This window comes from Commensalibacter sp. B14384M2, assembly GCF_016101865.1.
GTDB classification, from domain to species: Bacteria; Pseudomonadota; Alphaproteobacteria; order Acetobacterales; family Acetobacteraceae; genus Commensalibacter; species Commensalibacter melissae.
Map to the genome: position 1 here is coordinate 123,242 of NZ_JACFPS010000002.1, position 25,135 is coordinate 148,376.

General features: G+C 36.3%; 17 protein-coding genes and 1 tRNA gene. 4 read left to right on the forward strand and 14 right to left on the reverse strand.

The annotated features are described in order from the left end of the window. Positions 1-34: 34 nt before the first annotated feature. The 6 genes from H3R33_RS04405 to H3R33_RS04430 form a co-directional block, all read right to left on the reverse strand. Positions 35-2,200, reverse strand: coding sequence for a xanthine dehydrogenase family protein molybdopterin-binding subunit (locus tag H3R33_RS04405; RefSeq protein WP_198184904.1), 2,166 nt, complete (start codon positions 2,198-2,200; stop codon positions 35-37). Further along, positions 2,190-2,654, reverse strand: coding sequence for a (2Fe-2S)-binding protein (locus H3R33_RS04410; RefSeq protein ID WP_110438888.1), 465 nt, complete (start codon positions 2,652-2,654; stop codon positions 2,190-2,192). Before H3R33_RS04410 ends, H3R33_RS04405 begins: the two co-directional genes overlap by 11 nt. A gap of 48 nt (positions 2,655-2,702) precedes the next feature. Continuing rightward, entirely contained in the window at positions 2,703-5,342 is a 2,640-nt protein-coding gene (locus tag H3R33_RS04415) for a cation:proton antiporter (RefSeq protein WP_198184903.1), read from the reverse strand. A gap of 265 nt (positions 5,343-5,607) precedes the next feature. After that, positions 5,608-10,128: a glutamate synthase large subunit gene (gene gltB, locus H3R33_RS04420; protein ID WP_198184902.1), complete on the reverse strand. Its 4,521-nt coding sequence runs from the start codon at positions 10,126-10,128 to the stop codon at positions 5,608-5,610. Between the two features lie 47 nt (positions 10,129-10,175). Further along, a complete protein-coding gene (locus H3R33_RS04425) occupies positions 10,176-11,609 on the reverse strand; it encodes an NAD(P)-dependent oxidoreductase (protein WP_198184901.1) in 1,434 nt (477 codons plus the stop codon). Positions 11,610-11,709: 100 nt separating this feature from the next. After that, positions 11,710-12,672 (reverse strand): complex I NDUFA9 subunit family protein, encoded by a 963-nt coding sequence (locus H3R33_RS04430; RefSeq protein ID WP_198184900.1) that lies wholly within the window; start codon positions 12,670-12,672, stop codon positions 11,710-11,712. 127 nt (positions 12,673-12,799) lie between these two features. Here H3R33_RS04430 and H3R33_RS04435 point away from each other — a divergent pair. Together H3R33_RS04435 and H3R33_RS04440 are read left to right on the forward strand one after the other, a co-directional pair. Beyond that, positions 12,800-12,886, forward strand: a tRNA-Leu gene (locus H3R33_RS04435). A 783-nt stretch (positions 12,887-13,669) separates the two neighbouring features. Further along, positions 13,670-14,299, forward strand: a complete 630-nt coding sequence (locus H3R33_RS04440; RefSeq protein ID WP_198184899.1) for a restriction endonuclease — start codon at positions 13,670-13,672, stop codon at positions 14,297-14,299. Between the two features lie 713 nt (positions 14,300-15,012). Here H3R33_RS04440 and H3R33_RS04445 read toward each other — a convergent pair. Continuing rightward, positions 15,013-15,189, reverse strand: coding sequence for a hypothetical protein (locus tag H3R33_RS04445; RefSeq protein ID WP_198184898.1), 177 nt, complete (start codon positions 15,187-15,189; stop codon positions 15,013-15,015). Between the two features lie 516 nt (positions 15,190-15,705). On the opposite strand from H3R33_RS04445, the gene H3R33_RS04450 reads away from it, so the two are divergent. Then, positions 15,706-16,155 (forward strand): LexA family transcriptional regulator, encoded by a 450-nt coding sequence (locus tag H3R33_RS04450; RefSeq protein ID WP_110438882.1) that lies wholly within the window; start codon positions 15,706-15,708, stop codon positions 16,153-16,155. A 28-nt stretch (positions 16,156-16,183) separates the two neighbouring features. Next, positions 16,184-17,449, forward strand: coding sequence for a Y-family DNA polymerase (locus H3R33_RS04455; protein ID WP_198184897.1), 1,266 nt, complete (start codon positions 16,184-16,186; stop codon positions 17,447-17,449). 174 nt (positions 17,450-17,623) lie between these two features. Here the strand turns inward: H3R33_RS04455 and H3R33_RS04460 are convergent, their stop codons facing one another. From H3R33_RS04460 to H3R33_RS04490, 7 genes are all read right to left on the reverse strand, one after another. After that, positions 17,624-18,844, reverse strand: a complete 1,221-nt coding sequence (locus H3R33_RS04460) for a type II restriction endonuclease (protein ID WP_232342135.1) — start codon at positions 18,842-18,844, stop codon at positions 17,624-17,626. Next, a complete protein-coding gene (locus H3R33_RS04465) occupies positions 18,845-19,258 on the reverse strand; it encodes a very short patch repair endonuclease (protein WP_232342134.1) in 414 nt (137 codons plus the stop codon). A 58-nt stretch (positions 19,259-19,316) separates the two neighbouring features. After that, positions 19,317-20,519, reverse strand: coding sequence for a DNA (cytosine-5-)-methyltransferase (gene dcm / locus H3R33_RS04470; protein WP_198184895.1), 1,203 nt, complete (start codon positions 20,517-20,519; stop codon positions 19,317-19,319). A 555-nt stretch (positions 20,520-21,074) separates the two neighbouring features. Continuing rightward, the gene (locus H3R33_RS04475; RefSeq protein WP_198184894.1) at positions 21,075-21,593 is read right to left on the reverse strand and encodes a hypothetical protein; all 519 of its coding nucleotides are present in this window, start codon (positions 21,591-21,593) and stop codon (positions 21,075-21,077) included. A gap of 723 nt (positions 21,594-22,316) precedes the next feature. Then, entirely contained in the window at positions 22,317-22,481 is a 165-nt protein-coding gene (locus H3R33_RS09200) for a hypothetical protein (RefSeq protein ID WP_198184893.1), read from the reverse strand. A 262-nt stretch (positions 22,482-22,743) separates the two neighbouring features. Next, entirely contained in the window at positions 22,744-23,574 is an 831-nt protein-coding gene (locus tag H3R33_RS04485) for a hypothetical protein (RefSeq protein ID WP_198184892.1), read from the reverse strand. A gap of 14 nt (positions 23,575-23,588) precedes the next feature. Next, on the reverse strand, positions 23,589-24,956 hold the full coding sequence (locus H3R33_RS04490) for a glycerophosphodiester phosphodiesterase family protein (protein ID WP_198184891.1): 1,368 nt from the start codon (positions 24,954-24,956) through the stop codon (positions 23,589-23,591). Positions 24,957-25,135: the final 179 nt, after the last annotated feature.

Sequence of the window (25,135 nt, forward strand, 5' to 3'; positions counted from 1 at the left end):
ATTAAGGAATTGATGAATTTAATCATGAAAATTCTTATTTATGCTGAAATACCTGCTTCGCCAAAGGCAATGAATGAAAAAATTTACCCTGAATCAATCCCAAGGCATGGCCCAGTGCTGGTGCTGCCACTATTGTTCCCAATTCACCTACTCCTGATGGAGATTCATTACTGTTAACCATATGAACCTTGACATTAGGCATATCATTCATTCTCAATACTCGATATTGATTATAATTCCGCTGTTTAATTTGTCCGTTTTCTATTTGCACTTCACCATACAAGGCGTCACTTAATCCAAAAACAACTGAACCCTCAATTTGCGCACAAACTTGTTCTGGATTTACAATAAAACCACAATCAACCGCCACATCAGCACGATGTATAAGAATGACTGAACTGGTTGTAATTTCAGCTTCTATAATTAGAGCGACATAACTGCCAAATACATGTGCCATGGCGAAACCTTGCCGAATGCCTCCAGATTGAAATTTATTCCATTCGACATTTTGCAATAACAAATCAACAACTGCTTTTGCACGATCATCAAGACCCAAAGTTTTACGGTATTTAATCGGATCCATACGCGTATATAATGCCAGATTGTTAATCATGTTTTCCAATACAAAAACATTACGAGTTGCCTCTCTACCCTGTCCAGATCCGAAATTCAATTTCGGAGCGTCACATACAGAATATTCAAACTTATAGTCATGAATATGATAAGGCATTGTATCCAACCCCAAAAGGTAATTCGGACTGGATGGATTCCTCTTGTCTGTATCGTCAATAAAAGTCATCATTTTATGATGAACAGAGGTAATCGCCAATTTGTTATTTACGCCTATCTTTAACTGGTCATAATATGGAGGACGTAACGCATCATTTTGAAAGTCGGCTTCCCTTGACCATATAAAATTTACCGGATATGACACCTGTCGTGCGAATTCAGCTGCATCAAGAATGTATTTTTGATCCAATCTACGACCAAAGCTACCGCCAATTTCATTATAATGAAGAATTACATTTTCTTTACAAAGATGAAATTTTTCAGCAATATGCCCCTTTAACATTGATGGAGCTTGGGAACCTATCCATAACTCACATTGATTGTCGTGAAAATATATTGTGCAATTTATAGGTTCCAATGCCGCATGCAAAAGCATAGGCTGAAAAAAATCCCATTGAAACAGTTTTTTTTCATTTTCCATTTCAACTGATACTGAAGCATTTTTATTATGAAAAAGCATAGTGGAAGGTTTTGATATACCCTTTTTTAAATTCTCATAAATCATTGATGTATTCAGTTGAATATTTTCATCACCCTGCCATTTTACCACGAGACATTCAGCCGCTTTCAGGGCATGCCAAAAATTATCAGCAATAATACATATTGATTTTTCATTTTTTAAAATATCCTGGATTCCAGGAACATTTTTGGCCTGTCTATCATCGATTTGATGGATTTGATCCCCTTCGATCGGGGAGCTGATAATATAACCCGTTTTCATCCCGGAAAGTTTAATATCCATACCATAAACAGACTGACCTTTAATTTTTTTATTCGTATCAATCCTTGGTTGTGGTTTGCCAATAATTTTATAATCTAATCTATTTTTAAATTGAACAGATTCTGGAATATCAAGTGTCATAATTTTTGAAATTAACATTCCGTACGAGAATGTTTGATTATCAGGGCAAACAACATATCCATTTTCAGTATGACATCGTCCTTTATCTATATTCAATTCCGCAGCTGCTGTTTGTAAAAGCATCATTCGTAATTCGGCCGCACCCTGTCTGAGAGGGAACCAATCTTTCGCAACAGAACATGAACCATAGGTCAGATTTAAATCCTCATTTGGTTTCATATTTTTTATTTGTTCATTTTCAATCATTTTGGTTTCAATTGAAACCGATTTTAAATCAACATCCAATTCCTCGGCCAAAATCATTGAGGCAGCCGTTAAAATCCCTTGCCCTATTTCAATATCGGGTATGAAAAAAGTGATTTCGTTATTTGCTTTTATTTTTATGAAAGCATTTAAATATTGTTGTTTTTTGTTTTTTCGCTCGGAAAAATCTGAATCTTTCTCTAACTGATCATTTTGTGCATTGCCCCCTACCGGTAACATGAACCCAAAAAGCAAAGCACCCGTTTTTCCCAAAAAAACACGACGGGAAATTTTTTTATGCTTCATCCATTATACCTGCAGCAATTTGAATAGCTTTATAAATACGTTGATATGTTCCACATCGACAGATATGACCTGTCATAGCTTCTATAATCTCGTTTTTATCAGGTTTATCATTTTCTTTTAACAAGGCTAAAGCCGTCATGATCTGACCAGGTTGACAATAACCACACTGCGTTGGTTCCGTCTCTTTCCAAGCCGCCAATAATTTTTGAAATATTGAGTCTTCCCCAACCCCCTCGATAGTAACTATCTCCCTATTCCCGATATCACCAACAGGAATGGAGCAAGATCTTACAGCTTTACCATCTAGATGAACGGTGCATGATCCGCATAAACCAATACCACATCCATATTTCGTACCCGTTAATCCAACAATATCCCGCAAAACCCAAAGTAATGGCATATCTAATGGAACATCCAGTTCTATTTTCTTTTTATTAACTGTGATGGAAATCATATCTGGTTCTGATTGCTGTTCTATTTTTAATTCAAAAAGAATAAATTATCAGTTTTTATTTTGTTTATCATTATTTTCAATGTTACCCTCATTTTTTAAATTATTGATTTCCTTGGACTCATACCCCAACATCAACTGTTTTTCCTTATTGGCTATACGTCGTGTATATCCCAACATCATGAAATCGTCATCCTGGGAATTGGGGCGATCTTTTGCCTCGTCAATTTTTGAAAGATTATAGGCCACAATCGGATAATCTTGAATTAACCGTTTAAATACATCGGCTGGCATCACCAATAAATATCCAAACCTCAATGCACGATAATTTGCATAAATTCTTTTACCCGCAACAAGTTCTGATGCACCAAGAATATCACCAATCCCATATGTTAGACTTTTACTTGCAGAATGTGTTTCAAATAATCCGCTACTGACAAAATAGACATTTTTAACCTTTTGTTTACGATGAAGGATTTTTTCACTCGGAAATACAAAATAGACCGACATAGACATACTTATATCATATAAAACAGCCTGTGGCACACCACGTAAACATGGCAATTCCTTCACGCGCTCTTCCAATCCACTTTTGAGATTGAATTTTAGGCGGCGATTATAACGTTCAAAACGCTTTTCAACATTTTTTTCCAATTCGGAATAAAGCTCATCACTAACCAAAGACTCAGCCCAAAGACTGTTATATTCATCACTTTCTAATCTGAGAGTGACCAATTTCAAAAACCTTGATTCAAGAGCTTCAATATATCCCTGGTAATGAATGCGCATAATTTCCAGCGCATCATCCAACATACGATTTTGCCTATCCAGAACTTCTGAAACAATTTCGGCAATTCGCACACCCAATGTCGGCTCTATACGCCTTTTCATAAAACGTGTTAAGGAAATCGATACAAATCGGGATACCAGCAATATTTCAAACCGTTCCATCATGCAGTACATCAAGGGACGATCGATATGCAATTTTCGATGTATATATTGCGCAACACGAAATCGAAAAGGAGGATGCAATCTTTTCTGCATCGCTTTTACGTATCCATACCTTCCCTCGGTCCATGCACCATCCAACGTAGCTTCCGCTGAACGCAAAAGAGTTTCCATCACTCTTCGTGGCAAACCCTGCATACGGAAAAGATCCAGTAAAATTGACCGCTCTTGTGCAGCTATTGTAATCAAAGCCAGTGAAATACGTTGACGATCAGTCAACATTGTATCAAAACTATTTGCTTCTCTTTCCTCATTAATACGACGGTCAATCTCTTCAAGCGTATAATTAGTAATGACATTTGAAAATCCAAATTCATTTGCCACGCGACGAGCCTTGTCCTTAACATTACCCAATCCAATTCCTAGAATCTGGTGGCGCACAGCCTGGTCAATGGGTGCAAGTTCATTTAGCCGGAAATAAATTACCACCGCCCTTAATGTTGTTCCGTTAACCAATAAGGTAAACAATACAAAACCCGTTGCAACAATACCTACAAACTGGGAAATCGGTGTTGGTATCAATTCATTTTCTGTTACCGCCAATGCAAGGGCCAGTGTAATGGCACCTCTTAATCCACCCCATACCATTGTCGCTTTAAATGGCGTCGGCACTGGAGGTGAAAGTTTTGTAGCTGCAAGTAAAGGCAACATCCCAAAAATAACCATTGCACGTGCCAGCAACCCGGCAATTGTCGCCAATAAAATAAGAATAAAATCCCATTTTGTCATACCAATCAATAAACGGGGGACAAGCATAGAAGCCAACACAAATAATAGCGATCCTGCCCAAAATATTATTTGTTGCCATAACTCATTCAAAAATCGCCATGTTTGAGGTCTAAATGTCGAGGGACCATAAGCGGATAAGGTCAATCCTGCCGCTGCCGCTGCCACAACACCGGAACAATGCAACAAGTCATCACAGACAATATAGGAAATATATGGTAAGGCAACCGTTAAAGTAATTTCCGCAGATCGACCTGTATTTGAACCCAAACTTACAATCATCCACAAAGCGCAACGTGCAAAAAAAAATCCTGCAATCAATGCCCCGACAAAAGAAAGAAAAATTGCTAGAGCTGAACTAAATAAATGTACCTCTTTATGCGCAATAATAGCGGCAACCAAAGTCGAAAAAATGGAAATTGCTGCAGCATCATTCAATAAAGCTTCGCCTTCAACCAAACGGGTAAGACGAGTTGCCGCCCCAATTTCTCTGAATATGCCTGCAACAGCAGAGGGATCCGTCGTTGCAACGATCGCTCCAACCAGCAGACAAACCGTCAGAGGCATACCCGAAAAGGGATATAAGGCCAGACCTATAGTGGCAGTAGAGACAATGACCGCAACAATGGCCAATAAAAGAACCGTGCCGATTTCATGGGCCAAACGACGCACATCAATAGCCAATGCCGCCTGAAAAACCAATATGGGCAGGAATATTAACAAAAAACCTTCGCTGTTTATTGGAAAATCAAGTAATATTTCAGCGGCTGTATCAAAAACATGTATGTGGGAGCTGTGTAAAATCAAATCAGCTGTTCCACCAAGAACAACCCCAACAATAGCCAGTATTACAGTTTCAGATAATTCCAGCCGTTTTGCCAATGGCTGAACGGCGCTTACAATGACCAATAATATAGCTGTCGCTAATAAAACAGTGGCCAGGCCTGTAACTGGCATATTGATGTCTCTCCGCTATAAACAAAATTAGAATTATTTTATATATCAAGCCTAATACGGATGGGATATCAACTTAAGTCAATATAACTAAAAAAATTCCTCGTAAAAAAATATAGAATTCATCTTAGACCGTTATGAAAGCTTTACTGCATTATAATTAACATATTTTCATTAAAATAAAATGATAAAATCTTTGAAAATAGGATAAATTTTTATGAAATTGATCCTATTGCCCATCCATAATTTGATGTAATATCGTTCTAAATTATGCAGTTTCTTTTAAAATATCTTCATTAAATTCAAAATTTATAACTCGAGCATATTCTGTGGGAACAATATGCCAGAAATGTTTTATTGTATTCTGCCATTCATGTAAAAGATGCGCAGCATATCGGCTTTTTGTTTCTTCAATATGCTTTTCAATAAGGTTTTTGACCCTGTCTTCCCATTTTTTATCAATCACACGCTGCCATCGCAAAGTTGACGCATTGACACGACGTTCAAACTGTTGGTGGGGATCGTAGACAAAGGCCATTCCACCTGTGAAACCGGCCCCGAAATTAGGACCTATTTCACCCAGAATGATCACTGTTCCCCCAGTCATATATTCACATCCATTGGCACCGCATCCCTCAACCACAGCCGTGGCACCCGAATTGCGAACCGCAAAACGCTCACCTGCCTTTCCGGCCGCAAACAGATATCCGGCCGTTGCACCATATAAGACTGTATTACCAACAATCACATTATGATTTGAAACAAGTTTTGTTTCTGGTACAGGACGCACAATAATGGTGGCTCCTGACAACCCTTTCCCGACATAATCATTGGAATCCCCAAAAACCTCAAGCTTCAAGCCCTGAACTGCAAACGCACCCAACGATTGGCCTGCTGATCCATTAAGACGAACGGTCAAATGATCCGGCGCCAATCCTTTCATACCAAACCGACGGGTTATCATTGATGAAATTTTTGTTCCAATTGCTCGATATGTATTATAAACATTATATCGCAATTGCATTTTTTCACCATGTTCGAATAATGGCTGAGCATCAACAATCATTTGTGCATCCAATGTTTCAGGCACCTCATTACGCCCTTCACGAACACAATAACCAGCATGCATCCCCGGATCCACTCGTGCCAATAATGGATTCAGATCCAAATCATCCAGATAAGATGCACCACGTAAAACCTGACGTAACAGATCTGTTCGCCCGATTATGTCTGTCAAAGATGTAAATCCAAGTGTGGCGAGAATGTTTCTTACATCTTCAGCAATGAAAGAAAACAGATTGATCACACGTTCAGCCCCATCCTGAACAAAGTTTGCACGCAATTTTTCATCCTGGGTACAAACCCCAACGGGGCAGGTATTGGAATGACATTGACGAACCATGATACAACCCATTGCTATAAGACTGAGTGTACCAATACCGAATTCCTCCGCTCCTAGCATGGCAGCAATAACAACATCCCGACCAGTCTTGATACCACCATCAACACGTAAAACCACCCGGTCACGCAAACCATTTAACATCAACACCTGATGCGCTTCCGCCAACCCCATTTCCCAAGGAATTCCACCATATTTAATGGAAGTCAATGGAGAGGCACCCGTTCCGCCATTATGACCTGAAATCAATATTGTATCAGCCTTGGCTTTAGCTACACCGGCAGCAATTGTTCCAATTCCTGAAGCTGCAACCAGCTTAACACCCACAGTTGCCTCTGGATTAATTTGTTTGAGGTCATAAATAAGTTGCGCCAAATCTTCGATCGAATATATATCATGATGAGGAGGCGGAGAAATTAAAGTAACTCCTGGGACGGCATGTCTAAGACGACCAATTAATTCCGTGACCTTAAATCCTGGTAATTGTCCACCCTCACCCGGTTTTGCACCTTGGGCAATCTTGATTTCAATTTCACGACAATTATTCAAATACTCAGCGGTTACCCCAAATCTTCCAGATGCAACCTGTTTAATTGCCGACGATGCATTATCCCCATTTTCACGGGGTTTGTACCGAACCGCGTCTTCTCCTCCCTCCCCGGAATCTGAACGGGCTCCAATCCGGTTCATGGCAATCGCAAGAGTTTCATGTGCTTCGGGGCTTAACGCACCGAGAGAAATTCCGGGGGAAATCAATCTTTTTCTTAATTTTGTAATATTCTCAACCGATTCAACAGGGACCGGTTTATTTGTCGATTGAAAATCGAATAAATCCCTTAGAGCCATTGGAGGTTGTCTGTGAATTTCATGGACATATTGTTGATACAATGGCCAACTGTCTTTTTCCACAGCCTGCTGAATCAGTTTAATGACAGAACTGCTTAAAGCATGTTTCTCACCTTGTTGACGCCATTTGTAAAACCCACCGATCGGCAACAATTTCACATTGGGATCCCAAGCCAATTGATGGGACTTTTTTATATTTTGTGCAATTCCTGATAAACCTATCCCTGAAATTCTGGAAGACATTCCCGGAAAAAATTCAGCAACCAATGCCCGGGACAGGCCAATCGCTTCAAAATTATATCCACCTCGATAAGAAGAAACCACAGAAATTCCCATCTTGGACATAATTTTCAACAAGCCTTTATCTACGGCTTTACAATAGTTTTGAACAGCCTGTCTTAATGTAATATTTCCAAAAAGCCCTTTTTTATGACGATCCGCTATACATTCCTGAGCAAGATAAGCATTGACTGTCGTAGCTCCAACCCCGATTAAAACCGCAATAGAGTGCACATCAAGACAATCTGCCGCCTGCACGTTAACAGAAGTGAAGGTTCTCAGGGATTGACGAACAAGATGAGTATGTACGGCAGCCGTTGCCAAAATCATTGGAATATTGGCATAATCCCTATCTTGCTTGTCATCACTAAGGAATATATGTGTACACCCACATCGAACAGCTTCTTCAGCTTCACTGCAAATTCTTGCCAATGCTTGACGAAGCCCTTTTTCACCATCATTAACCTTATAGTTACAATCAATACTGCACCCGGTTTTACCGCAATATTGTTTCAATGCTATAAATTCACTGCTCGTCAAAACCGGACTGCTTAGACGTAATAACTGACACTGTTCGGAAGACTGATCCAAGATATTACCCAAATTTCCCAAACGAGTGCTCAACGTCATAACTTGGGTTTCTCGTAGACTATCAATCGGTGGATTGGTAACCTGGCTGAAACGTTGACGGAAATAATGCGATAATCCTCTATAATGCTCACTAAGTACCGCCAAGGGCGTATCATCGCCCATTGAACCGATCGCTTCCGCAGAATTTTCAACCATAGGCTGCAATACTGTTTCAAGATCTTCAATACTCATTCCAACAGCAAGCTGTCTTTTACGTAATTCATCCTCTGCGAATAAGACAGGCTCATTATCCTGATCTTTTACTATGGAAGTAATTTGCTGCGTATTCGTAATCCAATCACTATAATTATGACGTTTAACTAAAAGCTGTGTTATATCTTCAGGGCGATAAAAAAGACAATTATCCATATCAAAACCTATTGTTTCTCCTGGTCCTAATCTGCCTTTTTCAAGAATTTGGTCTTCAGGAATATGCACCATTCCTGTTTCTGATCCCAAAATCATCAAATCATTAGCTGTTATCGTATAACGTAAAGGACGTAACCCGTTTCTATCCAATCCGGCAATAATCCATTTACCATCGGTTCCACATAAAGCGGCAGGTCCATCCCAAGGTTCCATTACCGCGTTGGAATAGCTGTACATATCTTTCACATCTTGGGTAATATCCTGCAGCAATCCCAGGGCCGGTGGAATCATCAAGGCCTTTACCGTAGGGGCATCCCTACCCGCAAAGGTTAATAGCTCAAATACATTGTCCAACGCCGCGGTATCAGATCCATTGAATTGAATGACCGGTTTCAAATCTGTCATATAGGCATCCAAATCCGGATGGGAAAGTCTTGTTTCGTGACTTTTCATCCAGTTTATATTACCTGATAACGTATTTATCTCACCATTGTGGGCAATGCGTCTAAACGGCTGCGCAAGTTTCCATGTCGGAAAAGTATTGGTTGAATAACGTTGATGGTAAATCACAAAACGGCTGACAAATCGTTCATCCAACAGATCCGGATAAAAATCGGACAGATTTTCCGCCAAAAACATGCCCTTATAAATTATCGAACGGCAGGACATTGAACAAATATAAAGATCAACATGACTTTCAACAGCCTTTTTCTCTATTTTCCGTCGAATAATATAAAGATTGCGTTCAAAAACATCCTCTGAATGATGATGTGTATTGATGACAAGAATCTGTTCAATATCAGGACGTGTGGCATTCGCTTTTTCACCGATACAGTTCGTATCAATTGGCACCTGACGCCAACCATAAATTGAATAGCCAAACCCCATAATTTCGGTTTCAATAATTTGTCGACAGCGCTCCTGACTTGCCAAATCATTTTTAGGAAGAAAGATCATTCCTACAGCCAGCTGCCCCTGTTTTACCGCATGATGACCACTACGAATGGATTGCAAGAAAAAATCCTGTGGTATTTCAACATGAATACCGGCACCATCTCCTGTTTTCCCGTCAGCATCAACAGCGCCACGATGCCATAGGGCTTTTAAAGCTGCCAAACCGGCCTCAACCACATCTCGGCGTTTTTGACCATCAAGAGCCACAACAAATCCTACACCACAAGCATCATGTTCTTGTTCGGTGGAATAAACATCTTTTAGGATCGCTTCATTCTTTTTTCTTTGTTCAACAAAGGAATAATTATTCATTTTCATAACCTACCGTAATGAATTCATTCAATTCTGGATATCTGTTTTCAAGCAGCAGAAACATTCTGTTTATTATTTTGTTGTTCAAGCCAATGGGCAATTTTTTCCGCCACATCCTGCCCATCCTTGACAGCCCATACAACAAGACTTGCCCCGCGTACAATATCGCCGCCTGCAAAAACACCAGGTAAAGAAGTCATACGACTATGATGATTCAATTTTATGGTACCAGATTCATTTGTATCCAATTGGTCGTTATCCCACAGGGTGGTCAATGGTTCAGGATCAAATCCAAGTGCTTTGATAACCATATCCACTTGCAAGGTGAAATGACTGTTAGGTATAATTCTGATTTTTTGTCTACCACCAGCATCTGGCAAACCCAATTCGGTTCTTAATGCGCGAATTGCCTCCACTTTTTCTTCACCTACAAAAGCATCTGGAGCTGCCTGCCAAATGAATTCCACACCTTCTTCTTCTGCATTTTTTACCTCTCGCATAGAGCCAGGCATATTTGCCCTATCTCGACGATACAAACATTGAACTGAGTTCGCCCCCTGACGAATTGCAGTTCTTAAGCAATCCATGGCAGTATCGCCACCGCCAATAACGACAACTCTTTTACCCTTTGCATTCATTTCATTTTTATCGTTATTTTGCGTTTGAGAATCAATCAGATAATCCAGTGCCTGCACAATTCCATTAAGATTTGAACCAAAAAGGCTTACTTCTTTCTTTTTATAAACTCCCGTTGAAATCAATACCGCATCATGTTTATTTCTTAGATCCTCAAAAGCGATGGAATGCTCAGCTGTTTTATCTGAGACACTTGTATTGAAATGGAAAATCACATTTGATTTTTCTAACCATTCCTGACGACGAGTTACAATATTTTTTTCAAGTTTAAAGGTAGGTATACCATAAGCCATTAAACCACCAGCCCGATCATAGCGATCATATACATGGACTTGATATCCTTTTTTTCGTAAAACGACCGCTGCAGCCAAACCGCAAGGTCCGGCACCAATAATTCCCACAGATTGCGATAGTTCTTCCAAAGGCATAATAGGTGTGACCCAATTCTGATCAAATGCATGATCGGTTATAAAAGCTTCCACCGCTCCAATTGTAACACTTTTGTAATCCGCCTCAATTACGCAACTGCCTTCACACAAACGATCTTGTGGACAGATGCGCCCACAGATTTCAGGAAAACTGTTGGTTGCAGTTGAAAGTGCATAAGCTTCTGCCAAACGATTTTCAGCCGTAAGTTTCAACCAGTCAGGAATATAATTTGATAATGGACATTTCGTTGTACAAAATGGAATACCACATTGTGAACAGCGACTGGCCTGAATTCTGGCTTGTTCCTCTGAAAAGCGTCGATAAATCTCGTTAAAATCATGTTTGCGTTCAACAGCATTACGTTTTTCAGGCTGCTGCTGATCTAAATTAACAAATTTAAGCATTAGGTTAGGCATAATTAAATTCCTTAATATTTAAGGCAGATTACACCTAAACTTTCTATCCTATTCCATTTTTAATAAAAAGACAGTACTACTGACCTTTCATAACTTTTTTTCAAATATAGGCTTCTTTTTGTAATTTTTTTAATTCTTCAAAGTCGCAAGCAGGCCTGTAACAATATAGATAAGCGGGAGCGATCATTTCAATTGAAGATGGAACAATACCTAGAAATTCAAAATTTTTACCCTTGTGACCAGCAACAGAATCATATTTCATTAAATTAACCAATCGTGCGGTCATTAAGGAACCTGGCATATATTCCAGGAAATAAGCCATTAATTTTATAAAACCTGGACATAACCCGCTTACATCATTTTTTCGATGAACTATTTTTAAAACCTTGGAAATCAACTCACGATTAGTAAGTATTTCTGGACCCGCCAACTCGTAAATTTCCCCATGATTTTCTTCACTTTCAACAATCTTGATAACAGCATCAGCAATGTCCCCTGCATAGACAGGTTGTAAACGTGTATTAACATTATAAACTGGCATAATAGGGAAAAAAGTTGATAGAAATCCTAACTTATTCAAAAACTGATCTTCTGGACCAAAACTGATTCCAACCCTTACAATCGTTGAAGAAGGATATGTTTTCAATACGGTTTCCTCCCCCTTTTTCTTGCTGACCAGATAAGAGGAAGGACTTGTGGAATCAGCACCCAAAGCAGAAAAATGCAATAAATTTTTGACACCTGCTGCACTTGCGATTTTTGCTATTTTTTCAGCGATTTTTACATTTATTTTTTCAAGATTACCCTTGCTTTTTCCAACAAAAGCTTCTGCAAGATTAATAACGACACTTGCACCTTCAATGGATCGAACAATAGTATTTTCTTGATCAAATGAACAAAACAATGGGGTAACCTGTCCAACATTACCAAATATTTTCTGTTCTCTCGTATGTGCAGGAAAAGGTACTGCCAATCTTATCACATATCCCTGCTTAACCAACCGCTCAACAAGGTAATTTTCAATTAATCCATTACCACCAATAATCGTTGCTATTTTACGCATCAAACTTTCCCAGCTTCATAATCAAATTTATCGAATAGTGTTTATTCTCATTTGAAAAATTAAAAAAATCAAAAATTCCATTGACCAACTATAAGAACATCAGTAAGAAGTATCAATATATTTAAGAGCCCAAATGGCGGAATTGGTAGACGCGCAGGTTTCAGGTACCTGTAGCCGCAAGGCTGTGGAAGTTCGAGTCTTCTTTTGGGCACCATAAAAATGATAAACTAATCATGTAAAATGATATTTGGCACTATTGAATTGTATAAAATAATATAAATCTTTGTCAATTTTCTCATAAATTATTAAAAAAATATCTCACGAAACCCCTATTCATTTGTTTATGCTACCTAAATTTGCTTTTAACTTATTATTTTTCAGTTTTTATCTTTTTTATCCTTTTGCATCACAAGCTGCAACCAATAATTGGCAAATAGAATCTGTAACCAACAATCAAATAATTATTAAAAAAAAAGAAAAAAAATTTAATTTTTTTATCAATTTAAAGACCAATCAACCCATATTGATCAAGCTAGCCCTTATTCAATTCGATAATCAATTTAATAAGCAACCCTCAATTGTTTTCAAAACCGATCATCACTCTTACTATTTAAAAAAAAAGCAAAATACACATCCATTCATATATGAAACCTCATTGAATACGGACCAAAGCAATATATTTGTAAAAGAAATTATTACAAAAAAAAACGCATACATTACATTTCCCAATCAAACTATCGAACTTTCCTTACAAGGAACAACATCGATGTTCAATACGGCTTTGAAAATTATTTCAGAGGAAAAAAATTCTTATACAAATAATACAACTTTTTTTATTTTATATAATTTTAAAAATTTAATATTTACATATCCATATCAACGGATTTTCATATCTATTATTGTTTTTATAACTATCTTTACTATCCGCAAGAAATTTACACTTAGAAATTCATTTCTGAAATTTACAAGCTTTTACCGTAAAAAAAGAGCTATGAAATTGGCAATCAATGAAATAAAACGTCATCGGAAAATATTAACACTTAAAAGAGAACAACTTTGTTATAAAGATGATTATGGCTCCATTATCGAAGATAGATGGTTCAAAGAAATACAACGATTTATTAAGACTAGAATTCGTCCGCGTCTGACAAAAAAAAATCTTGTTGATTTGTTACCATCAATCAAAAAACAACTAGTCAAACATATTCATATAATTGTTGAACAAACAAATTTAGAAAAAAAACAAAATGTTAATAACGTCAATTATCTAAAACCTCTGGAATATGAAGCATTTTGTGCAAATTTACTGCAACAGATTGGGTGGGATGCTAAGGTAACAAACGCTAGTGGCGATCAGGGAGCCGATGTTATTGCCTATAAAAACAACAAGACATTAATTTTACAATGCAAATTGTATACCAAACCGGTTGGCAACAAAGCAGTGCAAGAAGTTTTATCGGCAAAAGAATTTTATCACGCTGATTATGCCGCCGTTGTTTCCAATGCTTCTTATACTGTTTCCGCCCGACAATTGGCAAGTTCAGTTCAAGTTGCCTTGTTGCATCACGAATTATTGCAACAATTTGCCAAAAAACTGTCGCTGAAAACAAAATCAAAATCAATTTGATTTTTATACAAATCAACAAAAATTTATTAGTTCAATTTTTATTTGAATTTCAATGATTTTTAATAATTTTATAATTAAAATATAAAAAAACAGTTAATTTTTTAATAATAAGTATTGAATATCTTCATATCATTCCATATAATACATTTCGCTTCCGGAAAATAGAATTGAAAACTTGTTTAAGCACCTTTTGTTCTCATTCTATTTTTCGGCTTTTTAAATGTATTTATTATATATCATTACATATTAGTTTTCAATTTTAAAAATTAATAATTTTTTGCATTTAAAAAATATTATTTTAATATTTAAACTAATTCATTAAATATATATAATAAAATAAATAATTGATTTTTTGAATATATAAATACATTAATAAAAAAACCACCCCGTAGGGTGGCTATAATTCTAAACATTATATTTAGTAATGTTTTACCGCATCTTCAAAGAAAAAATTTCTTCATTTTCAATTTACTAATATTAGGATTATTTACCATCTTTATTACCATTTGTTTCAATATTATTACTTTTAGTTAAAAATATGATAATATAAATTTTTCCAGTGATTGGCCACTACACAAACATAATGATAATTTATATCATCTTTTAAATTCACCTAACATACATGGTGCAGTGAAAGAATAAGAAGCGGAAGAATGACCTAATTATTTGATGTTCCATAATTTTTGGTGTCGTAATTTAATCAGGAAAAATTACTAATTTCCCATAATATCCATTAACATCATGTATATTCGCACCAATGGGAATTTTTCCATATCACCACCAAGCTGTAATATTTGCTGTCCCGATGTAAACATAGATTGTCTATCTGGAACAAACCTGATTAATGGACACTTTACAATTGATCCATCTGAAGCTTGATATTTGGTCATTGATTTTCAATTGAGATACAGCTAACGATATGTTATCATTCGTTTTGTAATAATGATTTCGTCATATCGATGATAGGTTTCATTTAAGAACCCGCAACATATATTAAGCGATATAACAAGATTATAATTATATACTCATAAAAATTGTCTGTATAAATCTAAATTTCATAATTTAACCTAATAAAAACTAAAATCAATTACTGAATACACTCCAATCTCAAAAGATAACCATCTGATTTATATATATAATTCATGGTATAAATAAATATATTCATTAACTTTAACGATTTATATCGGTTATAATTACCCAATATCTAGATTGTAATTTTTCGGACTTTAAAATTCATTCTTACTATTAAATAATTAATCCGTTTATCCTAAATGATCCCATATCTCAAACTTGATAACAAAGCCAAATAAGTCATTCAAATAACTATAAAAATTTTTATTCTTTCATTGATTAATAGAAAATTAACTTTTATAGTCAGCCAAAAAATTATTTATGGAGATCAAATTATGGTTGAGACAGAAATAGTTTCCATTCACCCTGTCCATCCTGACACACGCAGATATTTTTTACCTCACATTGAAATGCTGGTGAAAGCGGGTTTCCCCTCTCCTGCAGATGACTATCTTGAAGGGAAACTGGAGCTCACAGAACATTTGGTTGATCATCCTTCTGCAACTTATTACATACGGGTTTCTGGAGATTCCATGATTGATTACGGTATTTTCGATCATGATCTTTTGGTAGTTGACCGATCGCTAGATCCCCGTCAGGGTGATATTGTCATTGTTTCTGTTGATGGAGAGTTAACCTGTAAAGCTTTGGCAATTAAAAACAATATCCCTTATTTGAAATCTGGCAACCCTAATTACCCCCCTATAGAAATCAAGGATAAAGAAACCATGATCTGGGGAGTGGTCATTCATACAATCCATTCTTTCAGAAACCGCAATCGTTAAAAACTGTTCAACCATAATAAATAAAATAATGATTGGATTAATTGACTGTAATAATTTTTACGTTTCATGTGAACGTGTTTTTAATCCAAAATTGGAAAATCATCCGGTTGGTATTCTTTCAAATAACGATGGATGTGTTGTTGCCCGCTCTAACGAGCTTAAACCTTTCATCCCCATGGGAATGCCGGCATTTAAAATTCCTTCGGATTTACAAGAGAAAATCACTTTATTAAGTTCCAATTACGAACTTTATGGTGATATGAGCCAACGTGTCTTTGAAACAGTTCAGAATTATTTTTATCATGTTGAGCTTTATTCTATTGACGAAGCATTTATTCATTTGAATGGGGATCAGAAAACCAATAATTATTGTCGCCATGTTCAAAAAATCATTAAGAAAAACACTGGAATCCCTGTTTCCATTGGTCTGTCAACCACCAAAACTCTTGCAAAAATAGCCAACCATATCGCTAAAAAAGATAAAAAACATGAAGGTATTTTCTGTTTAGATATTCATGGTCCTGATTTTAGACATATTCTTGAAAATTTACCAATTTCTGAAATATGGGGCATCGGCCGTCGCTTAAATGCCAAACTGATCGCAATGGGTATTGAAAATGCCTGGCAATTAAAAAATTGCAGCCCCAAATTTATGCAACAGCATTTTTCAGTTGTTTTGGAACGTACTGTTCTGGAATTAAGAGGAATTTCCTGTATTGAACTGACAGATTTTCATACACCCAAAAAAAATATAGTCGCTTCTCGAAGTTTTGGTCAAAGTACCAACAACCTGTTTGATATTGAGGAAGCCATTCGCTTGCATACTTGCCGAGCTGCCGAAAAATTAAGAAAACAGCATTCCATTACCCATGCTGTTCTGGTTTTTTTAAGAACCAACCGTTTTCACGATCAATCGTTACAATACAACCCTTCCTTTGCCATATCCATGCCATATCCTACAGATGATAGCCGAGAAATCATCAGGGCTGCTCAAAAAGGGCTTCGTAAAATTTTCAGGGCTGAATACCATTATCATAAAGCAGGCATAATGCTTTTGGATATCATCCATAAAAATCAAAGACAGCTCGATTTTTTCACCCATACCCAAAATGACCAATCAATCAAGCGCAATAATAGTCTTATGCAAGTGATCGACAGGATTAATCAACAAATGGGATCTCATACGATTCTCATAGGTGGACAGAGAAAAAAGGCAAGATGGCACCTTAAACGGGAACAGTTGAGTCAACGCTATACAACACGATGGGATGAAATATTGAAATTACGAATTTAAAATTCTTATCGGGTAAATTGATTCTGAGAATAATTATTATTCTATCTTAAAAAATTTATTAAATAACGAAGAAGATGGCAATCACAATATATAAATTACACCCGCTTTTGATAAGTTATCTTTAAAAGATATAAGTTTACCAGAAAGCTATCACGATAAATTTTCGCATCTATATTAATTGGACAATAAACGCACATCTCCCACAAAAGATTCTAGGGTTTGAAGATGTCCTTGAATTTCCAAAGGATATTTATTTATTAAAAGTTTTGGCACCACCAATCTAACATTTGATTCACACATTTCCTGAAACTGATTTACCGAAACCCCTTCTTGCAATGTGAACAAATGTTTAACTGGGATACGATCCGCTTCATTTAATATTTGTCTCCATCTATCCTTACATGTTGTTTTAACAGCCAGCATTCTCAATTGTTTTGATAAAAAATGTTGATTTTTATAGGCATTTTCACATGGAAAAACAAAATCTGGTCTTTTACCATTTTCCGTCTCTGGTTGATATGAAAAATTTAACCCTTCCTTTAATTTCTCTTCTAAAAAAATCTCTCTAAGATGAAGCTCTAACGAACGACCTGACCGTGCTTTTCTTCTTTGCAAAATTTTTTTTGCTGTTTCAAGAAATGCGTCAATCGTACTAAATCCCTGCCGAATAAAAGAAAACTCTATATTTTTTTCAATATTTCTAAAAAGCTCAAATTCACAATTTCTACGTCTAATAAGACGCTCATCAACAGTATCACCAATATCAGGTATTAACTCAATCACTTTTTTAAAAATATCTATAGTTGTCGGAAAGTTATTTCTCCAATCTTCTGGTATATTCTCTGGTGACAAGCAACAAGAATTGGTTTTGTTCTTTTCTTCAAAGCAATTCCTATCCCAGGATCGAATAATATGTTTCCCGGGAATAATAACTCCTATAAGATTTTCAATCAAATCTTCCTCTGTTACATGATCACACACCCACACATTACAAAGAGAAACATCCCGTCCCTGTTGTCTTTGAAAAGAAAAAATGACCAAAGAACCCGTATTTTCAGGTTCAAGCAAAGCCGAATGCTGACCTCCCCAGTTTGTTATACGCACTTCATCTCGAGTTCCACCATCATGCCATTTGTTATTATACCATATTGCCGTTACATCCCTGATATCATGACAACTGTCAAGTCGCAGTTCGAATGTAACCCTTGGATTTTTTTTACCACTATATTGCAATGATGGAAAAAGATCCATAAGCAGCTTTTTAGGCATGTAAGGACCAGCCTGATGAGATCCTGATGCCAAAGTATCATTGGCTGAAAGACGTTTTACATACCAGACCCTATCCATTCTTCTCTGTTCATTCAGCCAATAAGAAAGTTCATTTAATGAGGCCATTTACTTTCCTCTAACTTGCATATTATCATTACATTTACGAAACCAGTAATCGGTAATAGACACCAGGTCTTCTACAGAAACCTTTTTTTTCCCCTTAATGGCACACTCCCATATAATCATCGACCTCCAACCAAGTTCCCTAAGATTACAAATAGCATTCATATCCCTTTTCTTATTTGTCTCTATCTTATTTTTCCAGAATTCCACTCTTGATGAAGGCATCCTAAACAAATGGCAGTCATGCCCATGCCAAAAACAGCCATGAATAAAAATTACAGCATTATATTTTCGAAAAACCATATCTGGCTTGCCGGGCAGTTTATGATCATGCAACCTGTAACGATAACCTCGTGAATGCAATATTCTGCGTATAAACATTTCAGGAGCTGTATTTTTACAACGAATACACGACATTATTCTACTTCTAGTTTTCTGATCAACAATATCGATCATTTTAATAATGAAACACTTGTCAATTTTGCAAATGGGGAAGTATATGACTGGCAACAGCCTCAACAACAGGAACCACGACCGCATTTCCGAATTGCCTGTATGCCTGGGTATCCGAAACGGGAATTTTAAAATCTGACTGCCCAGGCCTGTCAAACCCCATCAGTCGCGCACATTCTCTCGGGGTCAACCGTCTCGGATTTTTATCGCATCCCTGTGAGACAAGGATTTCAGATCCGTCCTTGTAATAGCGTGCCGACAATGTTCTGGCCACACTGTCATGATCGCACAGTCCAAAACCAAAACCGTTTCCCGCCTTTTTGTGCTTGTCAGCATAGTTTTGCAGATACTTCCATAATTTGTCGGATAACGTGTATTTTTCGGAAACAGAGGCTTTTTCTCCCACGGTATAGTGGCTTTCCGGTTTTTCACTACCGTTTTCAGGGTGCAGGATTGCCGAGAGGCGAGGCCCTGACAACGGATCGGGCAAGGATAATGTATCAAAACTGAAATCGTTTTTATCCAGAAACCCGACGATAAAAATACGCTCACGATGCTGGGGAACAAACCCTTTTCCATCAATGATACGCCAGTGCAGGCAATACCCAAGCTCATGTTCCAACACATTGCGAATGATTGAAAAGGTTCTTCCCCTGTCATGACTGACAAGATTTTTCACATTCTCCAACAGGAAACATCTGGGACGATGATATCTGATAATACGCGCGACATCGAAAAACAGGTTGCCCTGTGTCTCACATGCAAACCCGTGCTTCAATCCCAGGGATATTTTTTTTGACACGCCGGCAATTGAAAATGGCTGACATGGAAAACCCGCCAGCAGGATATCGTGATGAGGTATATCCCGCTCACTTATTTTGGTTATGTCACCCGCAATTTCATGATTGCATGCATAATTGGCCCTATAGGTTTTTTGCGAATATATATTCCATTCGCTTGTAAACACACATTGACCGCCAATCCGGTCAAATCCACGTCTCAACCCCCCTATGCCCGCAAACAGATCAATGAACCTGAATTTGCATTGCCCATTTCCCGCAATGGCTATCTTGTTTTGTAATAATGTCATAACAGCCTTACGCGGAACGGCTTCACCCTTTTCCCATCTATATAATGTTCTTTGTGTAAAACCTGCCTCATTAGCCAAATCTTTAATGGAAATCCCAGCCTGTTCTCGTAATTGTGCGAATTCTGTACGTAACATTTTAATCCAACATTATTTTATTTGGAAATAATATTGACATTATGTCATAAAATATTCAAAAATAAAAGCGTCAATAACTTTCCTGCAAAACCCTGACTACCGCAAAAATAACATCAATAACCATGATAACATCACCAAGTCTTATACTAAGCAGAACATTGATAATATATTGTAAATTTTAAAAAATTTATTTGTTTTTTTTAATAATCCTTAAGAACTACCCATTAATATGACAAGGTTGACAAATAAAAAAAAGATATAAATTTCTTTTTTATTAACTGATAATTTTTTCATAATATTAAAACATCATAAAGTTACAAAAAAAACTTAATATTTTTGGGAAATGTAATTTATACAGAATAATTTATTGAATGGCGGAGAAAGTATATAACGAACTAAACTAGTAACAAATTGATAAATAAAATAAATTTAATATTTTTATCTTATTTATACCCCACATTATACCCCGAAATGAAAAAGCTTGTTTTTTTTATTTTAAATATATTTTAATAGCCTATAAATGCTTATTATTTTGAATAATAAAACATATAATTCCTAACAATCAATGGCCTGCTGGAAACGGTCGATATTCTTTTGCCAATCCGCCTTTCCCAACGCCGTATTGTAGTACTTCTTGTGATACTGGGCCATCGCTGTTGCATTCCTGGAATCTGGCAGTATCTCCCTGATCCGGATATAGAAAACGCGGCACATGGCCGCAGCAAAGAAAAGGTTTCCTGTCAATGTCTCGGTTTTCGGTATCCCCCTGTTGTCCAGGTTAAAATCACCCGCGATATGCATTAAAAGACTTCTTAGCGGTTGCCTTCTGGCATTGTTGAGATAATTCTCCCAGATATCGTGATAGGTCACGGGTTCCATCTGACATGGCCCCAACGCCGGCCCCTTTCCCAGCTGCCTGAGATATGTATAGTTGCATGCATATCCCTCCACCAGAAAAGTTCCCGTTACCTGATTGATCGCCCTCTGTCCACCAAGATTTATATAGTTCAGAGCTGGTGTTATCACCTCATGTTTCAAATGGTTCAGATAAATTCCACCTGTGGTTTTTGTCATGATGATTTTTCCTTTTTAGAATGGGAAGTGGATAATAAAAAACCCACCGCAATGGGTGGGTGACTGAAGTTTTACTGTTGTAAAACAATAATTTTAATTATATGAATTCAACCTTATCAATTGATCTAGGTCGTCGATATTGCATTGTATTACTTTGGCTAATTCATTTTTTTCATAACCTAATTTATCCATATAAAAATTTAAGACTTTATTCAATAATTTAGGTTTGCTTTCCTTTAAACCGTTTTCTTGACACATCAAGAGTTTTTCGCCAAATCCTGACAATCACATAGCTGGCATGAAAGACCATATTTGAATAAAGAATTTTACCTTGACCAAAAGAAAAGAAATTTCTTCATCTATTTTAAAAACCAAACATAAGCTTGATGCAAGGCGGCAACTTTTACGGAATAATCAGTTCCTAATAGGATAAATTAACAAGATTTTCAAATCTGATTTAAATGAAGACCAAAAAAAGAGGCACCATAAACAAACTTTTACAAACCATTATTTCAAAATACAACATCAATATACAATCAAATAATGACGCTCCTTTTTCTGATAAAATTCTAAAAGGAAACTTACAAAATGTTACCCATACACGTGAAGGAATTAAAAATATAAATTATTTGTTATCTTAAATATAATCATCAATTAAATCAGCATTAAAGATATTTAAAACATCATATATGTATAAACAGGACCATATTGCCAAACTTTAGGCTATTCAGAAATTAAAAGTTTATTTAGTAAAGCTAAACTCCGATTATATGCAATGTAAGGCAATTTCTGCAATTGCATATTTGTAATTGATTTATCTTCATCTTTTGCGAGACGGAAAAAATCATTCTCAACTGAAACTGCAGGATGTACCGTAAATAAATCCACATCCTTGTTTAAAAATGAATTAAATTAATAATTTGGATAGATATAATCTCATTAATTCATGATAATAACCATCATAATGGAATCAAGCTATGGGCATCCAGCCATAATTATTATCTCCAAGAGCACCACAATTAAAATGCGGTAAAATTCTATATTTATGAAAAATTTGAAAAATTTCTTTAACAAGATGCATTATATATTACTCCTATAAATAATCTCCAATGCATCCTTTATCCATTTTGATTAATAATCAAGTGCACCATCATATATTTATTTCATATTGTATTACCAATTTTTTTGTGGCATCGGTTTTAAAATCAATTAATTTTCCAGTTTTTGTATCTGCAAAAGTCAACTTGAAACTCCCACCGGTCCAATCATACATTCCATGAAAAACATTGACTGTAAAATAATCACTAAGTTCTGGTAAGGACATCAATATTTTCGGATTAACGTACCAAAGATTATTTTCTGCATTTGCCACTTTCAGCTGATCATCCTGCAATATTAAGGTGCTGTTATCATCCCATTTTATCATATTCAAATTTAACTGTTGGAATTGGGTTTTATAAGAAAAATCGGGCAATTCACCGGCTTTACTCGCTTCGATTGTCAATGTCGAGGCAAACATTTTTCTTGCAACTGGATACATACTATTTGATATATTGACTTGTGCATCAAAAAATTTTCCGGATGCCATGGACGGACGGAAATGACCAAATGAGACTTGAATGATATCACCTGGATCAACAGGTTCATTGACGGTCAACTCAGCCGTATATACTCCAACCATTGTTGAATTTACATAATTTTCTGATGATTGTTTCCATACTCCGTTAGCTGATATCCAACGTACGGCAATCGAAGGGTATTTTTGATTATCATCAGCTTCTTCCAAGGATACTGCCGTTACTGTAAGACTAACCGTTTCACCAAATATCGCGGGAACATTATAATATCCATAAGCATTACTGTTCGTATCTGTTGATTTAAATGTCCATGTTCCATCACTATTCTTGTCAATTGTTGATGTTCCATTTATTTTTATTGGAAATTGTGACAGTTCACGACCCGCTATTATAATATCTTTCATTTTCAACCCCTTATTTAAAATGCTTGAACAGGATAATTATTGCAAGTTACAGAAGTTGCTCCAGCTGTAAGTGCCTTTAAAAATTCATGATCATCAGCAGCAGTCCAAACACTTAATCCAACATCGGCATCAATGCATTTTTGTATAATTGAGGGATCTTGCGAAACAGTGTCAATTTGCCATAACAAAACCCCGTTTCCCAAGGTTTGCATTTTTTTAATAGCTGAATCTATATTGTTGTCTTCACCAAATTGTATATACCCTACACGACATTTTGAATCTAAAGAGCGAACATGTTCCAATACTGAATAGGTACCATTTTCAAAAGTCGCCAGATGGCTTAATCCATAAGATTGAATAGTTTTTACAATTTGTGTAACTTGATCTATGGTTTCAAATCTCTTGATTTCAGGATAAAATGGACGATTGACTTTTGCTATAAACTGACACCATTCATCCAGTGAACTTAATTTGACAACATCATAATAAGGTGTATTTTTTAAGCCAGTAAAACGTAAAGATTTCAAATCTTCATAGGTTGATGTTCGCAATTCCAAACTATGATCAAGCAGTCTGTCGGTTTGATTGTCATGCCATATAATGAACTTTCCATCCGTAGCTGTTGACTGAATATCAAATTCAAAGGATATCTCTTGATGGGCACGATAAGAATTTACAGCATTATATACTGTATTTTCTATAATTCTTGCTTTCCCGCCTCTATGCATTGTAATTTCAATTGGTCTGTTTGGCAGATTAAATGAACGTGTTTCATATACCTTATTTACTATTGAAAAAAGTGAGGCTGAAGGGGCGGCTTTTGTTGGAACGAGAGCTGAGGAATTGATTGATTTAACATGTAAATCTGTTGTTTCATCGTTTAAATTATTATCACCTTTTTCCCCTTTTGGACCTGTAGCCCCCATAATGACGACAAGACCGTCATTATTCTCATACAGCACACCCTCCGCACGAATTGGAAGAATACAGACAAAATCTAAAATCTCCTCTTTTTCTGTCTTGACTTCACATTTCAAGGGGACATCTTTATTAAGTTCCCCTCCATTGAAACGAACTGTAAAAGTTTGTTCCTGAAGCGAATATCTATCCGCCGTAACATTACTATCGCTTGTTGGGCTAAACCTAACAGTTGCGATTGTATCATTGTCAAGCATACGGTTTTTTATAGAAAAACTATAGAATTTTTGCTCTGTTGGGCCCTTGCAAGATAAACGCAGTATTGTTCCACTCAAACATCCGCTAGGCAACTCAAATATTTCACGATCATTTTGTTCAATAATATTATTTTTTTGCGATTTACATTGAGTTTCATTCGCCGGTAAAATTTTTGGTTCATTATTATTAATTAAATAATTATTCATCTATTTATCCTTAATAAAAAAAACCATTCACAAGAACGGTTTTTATTAAATTGATATTATAAAACAATGCCCATACCCATAATATTATGGCGACATTGTTTGTTTTATATTTTTGACAACGTTGCTATCAATAATAGCCTGTAATTTTTTCATATAAATCAACCCACATGACAGCAGTT